The organism is Rhodopirellula maiorica SM1 (assembly GCF_000346295.1).
GTDB lineage: Bacteria > Planctomycetota > Planctomycetia > Pirellulales > Pirellulaceae > Novipirellula > Novipirellula maiorica.
Genome location: NZ_ANOG01000807.1, coordinates 1 through 12,026 on the forward strand (window position 1 = coordinate 1; position 12,026 = coordinate 12,026).

The following is a 12,026-nucleotide window of genomic DNA, read 5'->3' on the forward strand; positions in this document are numbered from 1 at the left end:
AGACAATATTCGCTTGCATAACCAATTCCCTTGGGTCCGGCGTAATTCGATCTCAACCTCTGTTAGCTACAAAAAAAATAGAGGCGGACGAAAGATGAATCCGCGCGAAGCAACGTAGAAAATCCCGTTGATCACCCCAATTTGGGTTCTCAATCACCGCGGAGGATGTTGCTAAGATAGACAAACGCGCGAGTCACCTTACGAACGCTCCTCAACCCCATCGAAAAATCCTAGACATGAAAATCCGAAGCCGAATAGCCTTGCTCATGTTTTTGCTGACCACCTCACTTTCGCTGCCCGTCACGTCGTATGGCGACGAGGGCATGTATCTGTTCAATGACCTGCCCCTTGAAACGCTGAAACAAAAACACAATTTTGAACCCAACTCGCAATGGGCTGATCAACTCCGACTGGCGTCGGTTCGATTTAACAGCGGAGGCTCGGGATCGTTTATCTCCAGCGATGGGCTGGTTCTGACCAACCATCACGTCGCCAGCGATACGCTTCATAAGCTGAGCACCCCCGAATTGAATCTGATCGAAGACGGCTATCTAGCCAAGTCGCTGGACCAAGAATTAAAGGCTCCCGACCTAGAACTGAATCAACTCGTTTCGATCGAGGACGTGACCGACCGCGTCAACGAAGCGGTCAAACCCGGAGCATCCAGCGACGATGCGCTGAAGCAACGACGCGGTGTGATCTCGACGATCGAGGAAGAATCGTTCGAAAAAACCGGTCTGCGAAGTGATGTGGTAACCTTGTTCGGCGGTGCCCAATACCATCTTTACCGCTACAAAAAATACACCGACGTCCGTCTGGTGTGGGCACCGGAAACGAAAGCAGCCTTCTTTGGCGGCGACGCCGATAACTTTGAATACCCACGCTACAACCTCGACGCCACGATCATGCGGGTTTATGAAGAGGGCAAACCGGCGAAGCTCGACAACTTCTTGCGATGGAGCCCAGAGCCTTTGCAAGAAAGCGAACTGGTTTTCGTCAGTGGCAACCCTGGACGGACCCAACGTATTTTTACCGTCGCGGCTCTCAAATTCTTGCGAGACGATCGGTTGCCGTATGTGCTCGATTTTCTTCGTCGCAAGGAGATCTTGATGCAGCAATTTGGTCTTGAAGGCACCGAACAGGCACGCCGCGCACGCGATGAATTGTTTGGCATCCAAAACGCACGCAAAGCCTACACAGGTATGTTGGCGGGGCTGCAAGATCCGCAAACCTTTGTTGCCAAACAGGCTCGCGAAGATAAGCTGCTCAACCAACTGCGTGACAACCCAGAACACAAGGAACTCGCAGCAGCATGGGCGGAAATTGCGGAAATCCAAGACGCGAAACGCGAAATGCTGACGCAAACCGTCAGCCTGCGAAGCACGCTGTTTGACACTGCGATGCAGATCGTGTTGCTCACCACCGAAGACCTCAAACCCAATGACCAGCGGCTGCATGAGTTCACCGATGCATCGCGTGATTCAAAGCTGCAATCGCTGCTCAGTGAAGCACCAATCTACGAAGATCTCGAGCAAGTCAAATTGAGCGACGAACTTTCGCGATTGACCATTTTGCGGGGCGCCGAGGACACGTTGATTCAAGCGATTTTGGACGGCAAAGGCCCGCGTGAACGAGCCGCGGCGCTCGTCGAAGGCACTCAACTAGCCGACGTGGCGTTTCGCAAACAATTGATCGAAGCTGGCAATGACGCCGTGCAACAGTCAAACGACCCGATGATCCAATTGGCTCGCAAACTTGAAGCCGAATATCGACGCATTCGAGAACGCAATGAACAAATCGAAGAGCGGGAGCGCCAAGCCTACGCCAAAGTGACCCAGGCGGTCACCCAAATCGAAGGCACCGGCGGCTACCCCGACGCAACGTTTACCTTGCGATTGGCATTCGGAACGGTCAAAGGCTATGTCGAAGACGGCAAACAGATTGATCCGACCACCAATTTCGCCGGAGCTTACCAGCACGCGGAAGCTCATAAAGGGCAAGCCGATTTCGATCTGCCCGAATCATGGATGAACGCAAAGGACGAAGTCGACTTGGACACCCAGCTAAACTTCGTTTGCACCGCCGACATCATTGGCGGCAACAGTGGTTCGCCGGTCGTCAATCGCGATGGTGAATTGGTGGGCTTGATCTTTGACGGCAACATCCAAAGCTTGACCAGCGACTATCTCTACAGCGACGAACAAGCACGAGCGGTCAGCGTTTCCGGTGTCGGGATTATCGAAGCTTTGCGTTCGATCTATGACGCCCAGTCGCTCGCCGATTCCATCGGCAAATAGCCGTCTTTGATCGACGCTCGTTCCCAGGCTCCTGTCTGGGAACGTACCGTTTCCGAGGCTACTGCCCCGTCATTACTCGCTCGGTGGGCGCGAGCCCAAGGCCAGCTACTTTGGTAGTGGGACTCGCCAGAGTTCCTGGTGTTTCAACAGCAAAGATGGGAATTCTGGCGAATCCCACTACTTGAGCATCTCCAGTGGTTGCCAACAGTAGATGGCATAGGGGGTCCAGGCAGGAGCCGGGGTAGCAGCGATGACGTTCGCCGCCCCCCATCCGCTCACACCTGTTTCAATTCGATCGCATCGTCTTTGTTTTCGTCGCCATCTTCTGCTTCCTCGGCCTCTTCGACACTCTCACGAAGCTCTTCGCTAGAGGTCCAATAGAAAACGGTCCCAATCGCGGCCATCGCGACTTTGACAATCTCGAACACCAATGCCACCAACGTTCCCGAAGCCGAGGTGGCGGTCGCAGGCACGATGCGGTAAAGCCATTCGATGGTCGCTTCGTAGACGCCCAATCCTGCAGGTGTGATTGGCATCGCAGCGGCCAGCATCCCGATCGGCACAATCACAAAGTGCTCGATCAAGGTCGGCGGCGCCGCATAGAGTCCGCGGGCGATCAAATACATGCTAAGGATCATCGACGAATGCACGCCGATACTCATCACGATCGAGACTAAAAACGCGATTGGGTGAGCATGAAACATCCGCAGCGGGGGTCCGATCTTGGCCACCACTGGCCCCACGATCGCCAGCTGACTGCCCGCGCGAACCATCCGGTCGACGCCCTTGCCGCCAAAGACCAAGCCGCAAAGCACGACAGTTCCGAGAGTCGTTAGGATCGCGGTCGCCGCTTTGATCTGCTGCATCTGTTCGCGATCAATCTCGGTCGAGTGACTCGGCTGGACCAACATCAACCCGAGTGCTACGAGCAACAGCAGGCCAAACAGCCCCACGCCGCGATCGACAAACACCGATGCGACCGCCTCGATCCGTTTCCCAGGACGTTTTTTTGCCAGGAAAATCGCCTTGAACAGGTCCCCGCCCACGCTGCCCGCCGAAACAAAGTTCAGCAGGAAACCGATCGAGCCGAGCCGAAACGCCTCGATCATCGACAACGAGATCCCTTGGCAACGAACCAGCAAGCACCAACGAGCGAACGAAAGGCTTAATCCGATCATCGCCACCGCCAACGCACAGGCCAATAATCGGTAATCTTTGGGCTGAGTCGATAACTGGGCCCAATCAATGTGATTCGCCAGCCAAGCGATAATTGCCACCGGAATGGCAAATTTCAAAGCGAGTGTCGCGGCTTTTTTCCATGTCATATGCATCGAAGCAAGATAATTGCCAGCGTCCGACTCTCCAAGCCGCCTTCGAAATTGGCTTGTCAACTGACAATTTAAAATTGAGGGTACCACGCTACATCGCGAGGCCTCGGTCTCGTTCCATTTTTCAATTTACGATTGTCAATTTAACTTTTTCAATTCCCTTTGCTCAGTGGCACGGCGCAAGCCCAATGCCATCTGGACCCGCGATGGATTTATACCTCGCTACGCCACGTCGCCCAGATTGAGTCGTTTCCCATACCGCCGCATCACCTGCGACTTCAAATCGTGGCAATCGGGGGCATCCAGTTCCGGATCCTCTTCGATCATCGTCTGGGCCATCGTCCTGGCGACCCTCAGGATTTCGATATCGCGGCGCGGATCGGCGATTCGCAGCGGTGCCATTCCACTCTGTTTCCGCCCCAGTAGATCCCCTGGGCCTCGCAATTCAAAGTCGGCTTCGGCAAGCTCAAAACCATCGTTCGTTTTCTCAAACAAACTCAGTCGCTCGTTCTCACTTGGTGGCTGATCCCCATCCGAAAAAACGCACACGTGCCCCACATGCGAACCTCGTGAAACCCGTCCTCGCAATTGATGCAATTGAGCGAGCCCGAACCGCTCCGCACCGAGGATCGTCATCACGGTCGCGTTGGGCACATCGATCCCCACTTCGATTACCGTTGTGCTGACCAACACGTCGATCTCACCCGCAGCAAACTCCTGCATCGTCGCCATCTTTTCATCCGCCGTCATGCGGCCATGCAACAGTCCGATCTGAAATTCGGACAACACGCCTTTGCGAAGATCTTCAAAAACGGTTTGCACCGACGAGACATCTTCGCTCTCGTCGTCGTCCGAATCCTCCGCGGCAGATTTCGTTGTCGGAACCACACGCGGGGCGACCACAAAGGCTTGCCGTCCTTCGTTCAACCGCTCTCGCACAAACGACCACCATCGATCTTTCCATCCATCGTGAGCGAGATACGTATTGACGGTCGCCCGACCAGGCGGTTTCTCACGTAGCGTGCTCAGTTCGACATCGCCAAACAGCGTCATCGCCATCGAACGAGGAATCGGAGTCGCTGACATCACTAAGTAATGCGGATCCACACCACCGCTTCGCAGCGTCACGCGTTGCCCGACACCAAACTTGTGCTGTTCGTCGATCACACACAGCCCCAATTTGCTGAACTGAATGTCGCCGTACAGCAGTGCCTGAGTGCCTACCAAAAGATCAATTTCGCCCGACGCGATCGCTTGGATTGTCTCGGATCGCTCAGCACGACTGATCGAACCACACAGCAATCCAATACGGACACGGCTATCGGCGAGAATCTTGCACAAGGTTTGGTAGTGTTGCCGAGCAAGCACTTCCGTCGGAGCCATCATGACGGCCTGGTGTCCATTGGCGACCGCCAACATCATTGCATACACCGCGACGACCGTTTTGCCGCTCCCCACATCGCCTTGCAGCATCCGGTTCATCGGAAATTGACACGCCATATCCTGGCTGACATCCTTGATCGCTTGGCGTTGATCGTTGGTCAATTCAAACGGAAACCGGTTCAGGATTCGCGAATCGATCACGGATGAAGGCGACAGCGGTGGTGACTGTAGATCGCTTGTCAATTTGCGTCGCCGCATCGCCAGCGCCAATTGCATCACAAACAGTTCTTGAAACACCAGCCGAAGTCGAGCCGCCTGCAGCGAAGCCTCGTTGTCCGGTTGGTGCAACTGCTGGACCGCGGTTTGGATGTCGTAGAGAGGCCCCTCAATTTCAACGCCGGCCGCTCGCAGTACATCGGCGGACTCGCTCCGCAATCGCTCGGGCATCACCTCGTGAATTTCGTCACCAAGAATCTCGAGGACGTTGCCGACCAAGTGGCGAAGATCGTTCTGTTTAACGCCTTCGGTCAACGCGTAGATCGCCAAGATTTTTGGCTCGGGGTAATCGTCTTGCTCGTCCAGCATCGTTATTTGGGGATGCACGAACTCCATCCGCAGGCCAGTCAGTTTTGGGACGCCTGAGATCACGACACGTTGGCCAAACTTAATTTGGTCTGCTCGATAGGGCTGGTTAAAGAACAGGATGCGGACGGCGCCTGTTTCATTTTCGACGATCGCGCCAAAAACCGACTTACCCGGCGACCGGGATGCCAATTCCGCGTCCGTGATTGTCCCGATCAGCGAAGCCTGTTCGCCTTCGCGAAGCTTGTCAACCGATCGAGGAGGGGCAGGCCGCTCATAATCGCGAGGAAAGAAGAACAACACATTTTGCGCCGTCCGCAGCCCGAGCTTCGCATATTTCTCGGCACGAAATGCCCCCACCCCCGGCAGAAACCGGACCGGCGTCGTCATCGTGACGGGCGGAGTTTGTTCTTGGTCCATCGTCGGAATAGGTATAAGGCGGCAAAAAAAGAGGAGGAATCTCCGGGACACACTCAGAGGCAATTTCCCGGTCTTGCCATCATAACGAAGCTGAATTGCAGTTAGGCAAATACTGCCAGCAGCGAGTCGTTTTTGGTCACAGTCGTGAGATCGGCAGCTCTTAAAAGTCTATCCAATCTCCCCCCGTCACAACAACCGACTTGCCCGTAGCAAGCCAAGAGCCGTTGTCGAGGGAAACCCACCGGAAGCGTTTTTGTTCCGTTTCCCCACCCCCCAGCCGCAATCTAAGCTGGAACCTTGTTGATCGCCCTTGCTTCCCAAAAGATTGAATCATGAACACCCACTCAACGGAACGAATCGTACTTCGTCGCAAAGCTTCTTTCCGCCGTGTGCGGAACGCTGGACCGCTTGGCGCAAGCCCGTTCGAAATGGAGAGCCTGCCCTCGCTTGCGGAGCCGGTCCTTGAACAGCCCTCGATGACATCATCGGAAGTGGCGGATTTGCAACGTGACCCCGAAGTGATCGCGGTAGCAGACCCGATGCCTCTGAAATTGATCGAACCGTTTGGAGCTCCCGAACCCACGCCGACCGCAGTGGGCAACACCTGGGGCATCGAGGCAGTGAGTGCTCACACCAGCCCCTTCACTGGAGATGGAGTAGTCGTTGCAGTGCTGGACACGGGGATCAACCCCAACCACGTGGCATTTCAAGGCGTTCAATTGGAACGACGCAATTTTACGCAGGGCAGTGATGACGACGATCACGGCCACGGCACCCATTGCGCGGGAACTATTTTCGGCAGGGATGTCAATGGATTGCGGATCGGCGTGGCCCGTGGCGTTACCAATGCGGTCATCGGGAAAGTGCTAGGCCCCGGCGGAGGCTCGTCGGCATCGCTAGCCACGGCCATCAACTGGGCCTACGAAAAGGGAGCGAATGTCATCTCGATGTCATTGGGAATCGACTTCCCAGGCTACGTCGCCAGCATGATCAGCCAAGGGCTTCCGGCGGAGGCTGCAACATCGATTGCACTGGAGCAGTACCGTGCGAACGTCAATCTATTCTCCAGCTTGACCTTCCTGCTCGCTCGTTCAGGCTCGTTCTCCCAGGCTGCGATTATTGTCGCCGCCTCGGGAAATGAAAGCCAACGTCCGAGCTACGAGATCGCCGTTGCACCGCCTGCCGCGGGCGACGGCATGGTTTCGGTGGGCGCTTTGCAACGTTCTGCTGCAGGCAACTTGAGCATCGCATCATTCTCCAACACCCAATGCAACTTGTGTGGCCCGGGCGTCAGCGTGACATCGTCATGGATCGACAGCAATGACGCACTGCGAACGATCAGCGGAACGAGCATGGCGACTCCCCACGTTGCCGGATGTGCCGCGCTATGGGCGCAACAGCAGAAACAGAACCTCGGTTTCTTAACCAGCGAGAACCTTGCCGCAAGAACTTTATCGTCGGCGACATTCGTGCAAGGCGCCTCGTTCGAAGACATCGGCAACGGCATGGTCCAAGCCCCCCAACAATGAAGTATGAAGCATCAAATGGCCGTGCGACATCGCCCACATCGGCGATGACCTCGCCGCTTGTTTCCCCAATCTCTTCCGCTTCACTCCTTCCTCATCCCGGTCCACCGCCCCCAATACCTTAACGCCCGAACTTCGACACACCTCAATGCAGCCAAGCCGCCCTTGCTGTCGGCTATCCCATCACCCCACTATGTCCCCCAAGCAAGTCACCCTCCTCATTCTTACTTCGTGGGGAAGCCAATGGGAACAGCGTTCTCCCCGCCGTTTACATCCGCGCCATCTCGCAAACGATTTCTGACACCTATTGCAAATCGACGAACAACCCCTCAATTCTCGAGAATAATCGAGACAATTGTCTGTCGATTCACGCCAACTCCTCGCCGAAAGATCCACATAAATCCGCCGCTAGGACTAGCTGTCACTTCGATCGCGTTCCGGTTCCCTTCCTGCTGTCGTCACGAGACGACGGCGTGCCCATCAATGAAACTAGAGCATTTGTGTCGCAACAAATCTGTACCACACATATTCTCTCGGGAAAAACATATGTCGGATGGCGTCAACAACCATCGAATTTCGGTATCGGGGGCGGCGTTGCATCAATTATTACGTGCCTCGGAACATGCTCGACAAGTTGACGTGGACACGTGGGAATTCGCAGTTGAAATTAGCGATCTGCGGTCGCAAGGCCTTGCACACAGCGACCTCCGACGTCTTATTCATGAAGGGCTCGTTGAGCATGCTTTTGAAACAACTCGTGTTGATGACCCGCGTCGCGAGTTCAGCAAACCGTGCTCGACTCTACTGTCGGAATCAAGTTGCTTTGTATTGACGGATCTGGGGATTCAAACGGCTCGTCGTATTGAATCCGGTACGATCGACTACCAACGTCCAACTTGGGATCCCCAGAATCGCGAGTTATCGTTCAACGGAAAGCTGATCAAACGCTATCGCTGTCCGGCACAGAACCAGGAAGCGATTCTTTCTGCGTTTGAGGAAGAGGAATGGGCATTAAGGATCGACGATCCATTGCCGCCGATCGCACAGCAATGCCCGAAACGTCGGTTGCACGATACGATCAAGAGCATGAATCGGCACCATGTTCAATGCGTGATCCGATTTGGAGGCGATGGTACTGGCGAAGGGATTGTTTGGGATGTCGTTTAAACCGAAACCCTGTCGGAATGAATGAACCGATCGCCTGCCTTCATTGCTGCTCGACGAGTATGCTTCCCCATCGCGCCCCCACTTCGTCTGTATTTTGAAGAAGGAGTACCATTAAAAAAGGTCTGACAAGGAATTCCAAGCCACTCAGCAAGGAGATGAGAGTCAAGAAACATCGAGGACAAATGATGCTCAGGCAATGTACGAACTTCGAAGGTGTTGACACGGACTGGATTTGGGCTCGGCTTCAGGATGGGCTATCACTTCTCGCGATCGGGTATCGATACGCCAGTGCGAGTGACGTGAACTCGCAAGAGTTTGCGGTCAGATACAAGTCACTTTGTGAGGCCGGACTAAACGAGTGCGATGTTCGTTGGCTGTTGACCCAAGATTTCGTCGAGCATCTTGTTGAATTGACGTTGCCCGGTGACACAGCAAGATCGTTTCGCGCAGGCGGCGCGGCGATATGTACCGAAAGTTGCCTCCGTTTGACCGAGCACGGCTTTGCGTTTGCCCAGCAGGGTAGGTCCGACGGCTGCGATTCAGACGCGTCAAACAATCAGACAAGCAAATATCCTGCTGCCACTAATTCTGCGCAACCCATTCCGGCCATACATCCAGTTTGGAATCCCGATCGTCAAGAACTTTCGTTCCAGAATCAAATCATTAAACGCTATCGGCTTCCCTCACCGAATCAAACGGCGATTCTTTCCGCGTTTGAAGAAGACGATTGGCCCGTACGGATCGATGATCCCTTGTCACCCCGGTTGGATCAGGACCCCAAACGACGGTTGCACGACACCATCCGCAACCTCAATCGTGCACAGATCCATCCATTGCTGCGGTTTGTCGGTGATGGTTCGGGGCAAGGTGTATTGTGGGATCGAGTCCGGTAGTTTCCGAATCTGGACGAACGGATGCACGCGGCATACCCCCACATTGCGGCAATATTTATTGCCTTGGCTCTCGATGCGAGCCATCTGTGATGGCTGCAATAAATACAACGCACGATCAAGGCAACGTCACGCAAATTATAACGCGTGAATATTCTTTAAATTGACCGTGATCACATCATAGTCGACACATCGCATCGTCCATTTCTGACTCTCATTAAGCGACAACAAAGCGACTGTAGAGCCTCCACTAAAGCGATGCCACAATTAGGTCATCATCGTTTCACTGATGTCCCCCAACTCAAATAGGCATTCTCCGATGAGCAAAGAAGCCGACATCTCCATCTCCGTCACTGTAAAAGACGGGCCCAAGATGCAACCCCAATCAACCAAGCTGCCCAAAGATTACTGTGGATTCGATATTTGCAAGGCGATCAACGAGGAGGTCATCCTGACTCCTGAGAACTGCGAATGTTGGGTGGCGCTATCCATAACATCTCAGGCTCCACAACAACAGCAGCAGCAAAAACCGGTTCAGCAGCCCTCGACGCCAGGGAGAGAGCTGGCATTCGTTGCCATCCATGCGGATCACTACAAGTACAAGGACTCCTGTGGCAAAGAGTTCCCGGGGATCATCTATGCGAAAACGAAGGCTGAACTCGCAAACAAGTTTGAGTATCTCGACGGACCGCACGTTTATGTGTCGCGAAAGCTACAACCGCTCGATGCCAAACACATTTGGTTCCGAGCCTGCAAAGAGCTGTTCGCATGCATCACCAATCCCGAAATGAAAAAGGTGGTGATCAACGTCACCTACGGCGTCGGCGAGCCGAACTCTAAAACGTGCCCCGACTGCGAGACGTGCGATGCGCCAGCCGGGACTGGTAACCAAAACGGACGCGGGACCAAGGACCAGCAATATCCTGTTCAAGATCCAATGGAACTTGAACCAACCAGCCGATAGTTGTCCATCCGTCCGCCCAATCGAGAATCCAGACCATGCCAGTCACACCTACCTATCCCGGCGTCTATATCGAGGAAGTCTCCAGCGGCGTTCGTACGATCGTTGCTGTGGCGACTTCGATCACGGCCTTTATCGGTCGGGCTGCTCGCGGACCGTCGAATGAACCGATCAAGGTTCTCAACTTCGGCGCGTTCCAGCGGCAATTCGGTGGACTCGATACCACCAGCATGATGAGCTACGCCGTACAGCAATTTTTTAACAACGGCGGAAGTGAAGCCATCATCGTTCGTGTTGCCAATGCCAACGACGCGAAGAGGGCACAACTCGACGCCGGTGGCTTGAAGCTACAGGCCTCCGGTGAGGGCAAGTGGGGCAACAACCTGCGCGCGGTTGTCGACCACTTCACTCGTGACGAAGCGGATGCGAAGCTCTTCAATCTGCGGATTCAAGAGATCATCAACGACGAAGACGGGAACCCACAAAAGCTCTCGGAAGAGGTGTTCCGAAACGTCTCGATCGATCCCGACAGTCCACGTTATGTCCGCACGGTCATCGACGAGGAGTCGATGCTGGTCGACACCGCCGACACTGCGGCATTGAGCAGCTCGCCAGGCGACGGTAGCTACGATTCGGCAGGCGATGGCGTCGACGGAAGTGCTATTCGTGACGAAGACATTTTGGGCGAACAGCTTGACAAAACCGGCATGTACGCTCTTGAGGAAGCAGATCTGTTCAATATCCTTTGCATCCCACCGAAGACACGGACCGACGGTATTACCGAGACGGTTTACAAGAGCGCAGCAAAGTACTGTTCCGATCGACGTGCGATTCTGCTCGTCGATCCCGCGATCGATACAGCGAAAACGGTTACCCATGGCAATAAGCGGATCGAGGATCTTCGCAAAGAGATCGGAACCAACAACTCCAAGAATGTGGCGTTCTTTTTCCCAAACTTGAAGATGCCCGACGAACTGAAAGAGAACCGGCTTCACGAATTTGTCCCCTGTGGCGCGGTCGCCGGGGTCATGGCCACGACCGATTTACAACGTGGAGTGTGGAAAGCGCCTGCCGGGATCGAAGCTTCGCTGGTTGGTGTCAGTGAGTTCACTTTCAAGATGACCGATGGCGAGAACGGCGCATTGAATCCTAAGGGGGTCAACTGCATGCGGAACTTCCCCGTCTATGGCAACGTGGTCTGGGGCTCACGCACACTCGCCGGTGATGACCGCCTGGCTTCGGAGTGGAAATACCTTGCAGTTCGCCGAACCGCCTTGTTCATTCAAGAGAGCCTGTATCGTGGAACACAGTGGGCGGTGTTCGAGCCGAACGACGAGCCGCTTTGGGCTGAGGTCCGACTGAATGTCGGCGCCTTCATGCAGAACCTATTCCGACAGGGTGCATTCCAAGGCCGTAGTCCCAGGGAACGCTTACTTCGTTCGCTGTGGAAGTAACACCACGACCAGAACGAC

8 protein-coding genes are annotated in these 12,026 nt (G+C 54.7%); 6 read left to right on the forward strand and 2 right to left on the reverse strand.

The window, feature by feature from the left end; genetic code table 11:
* Positions 1–266: 266 nt before the first annotated feature.
* A complete protein-coding gene (locus RMSM_RS26440; protein ID WP_008703975.1) occupies positions 267–2,297 on the forward strand; it encodes a S46 family peptidase in 2,031 nt (676 codons plus the stop codon).
* Between the two features lie 275 nt (positions 2,298–2,572).
* Here RMSM_RS26440 and RMSM_RS26445 read toward each other — a convergent pair whose 3' ends face one another.
* A complete protein-coding gene (locus RMSM_RS26445; protein WP_008703978.1) occupies positions 2,573–3,622 on the reverse strand; it encodes a lysylphosphatidylglycerol synthase transmembrane domain-containing protein in 1,050 nt (349 codons plus the stop codon).
* Positions 3,623–3,847: 225 nt separating this feature from the next.
* Positions 3,848–6,010, reverse strand: coding sequence for an ATP-dependent DNA helicase RecG (gene recG / locus RMSM_RS26450; protein WP_008703980.1), 2,163 nt, complete (start codon positions 6,008–6,010; stop codon positions 3,848–3,850).
* A 476-nt stretch (positions 6,011–6,486) separates the two neighbouring features.
* Here recG and RMSM_RS26455 point away from each other — a divergent pair, with 476 nt between their 5' ends.
* The 5 genes from RMSM_RS26455 to RMSM_RS26475 all read left to right on the forward strand — a co-directional run bounded on the left by RMSM_RS26455 (position 6,487) and on the right by RMSM_RS26475 (position 12,008).
* Positions 6,487–7,539 (forward strand): S8 family peptidase, encoded by a 1,053-nt coding sequence (locus RMSM_RS26455; RefSeq protein ID WP_201767080.1) that lies wholly within the window; start codon positions 6,487–6,489, stop codon positions 7,537–7,539.
* A gap of 543 nt (positions 7,540–8,082) precedes the next feature.
* Positions 8,083–8,703 carry a hypothetical protein gene (locus tag RMSM_RS26460; protein ID WP_008703985.1) on the forward strand — a complete coding sequence of 207 codons (621 nt, stop codon included), beginning with the start codon at positions 8,083–8,085 and terminating at the stop codon, positions 8,701–8,703.
* Positions 8,704–8,885: 182 nt separating this feature from the next.
* Positions 8,886–9,596: a hypothetical protein gene (locus tag RMSM_RS26465; protein ID WP_144057980.1), complete on the forward strand. Its 711-nt coding sequence runs from the start codon at positions 8,886–8,888 to the stop codon at positions 9,594–9,596.
* A 316-nt stretch (positions 9,597–9,912) separates the two neighbouring features.
* Positions 9,913–10,557 (forward strand): hypothetical protein, encoded by a 645-nt coding sequence (locus RMSM_RS26470; RefSeq protein ID WP_008703990.1) that lies wholly within the window; start codon positions 9,913–9,915, stop codon positions 10,555–10,557.
* A gap of 35 nt (positions 10,558–10,592) precedes the next feature.
* A complete protein-coding gene (locus RMSM_RS26475) occupies positions 10,593–12,008 on the forward strand; it encodes a phage tail sheath family protein (RefSeq protein ID WP_008703992.1) in 1,416 nt (471 codons plus the stop codon).
* Positions 12,009–12,026 lie beyond the last annotated feature (18 nt).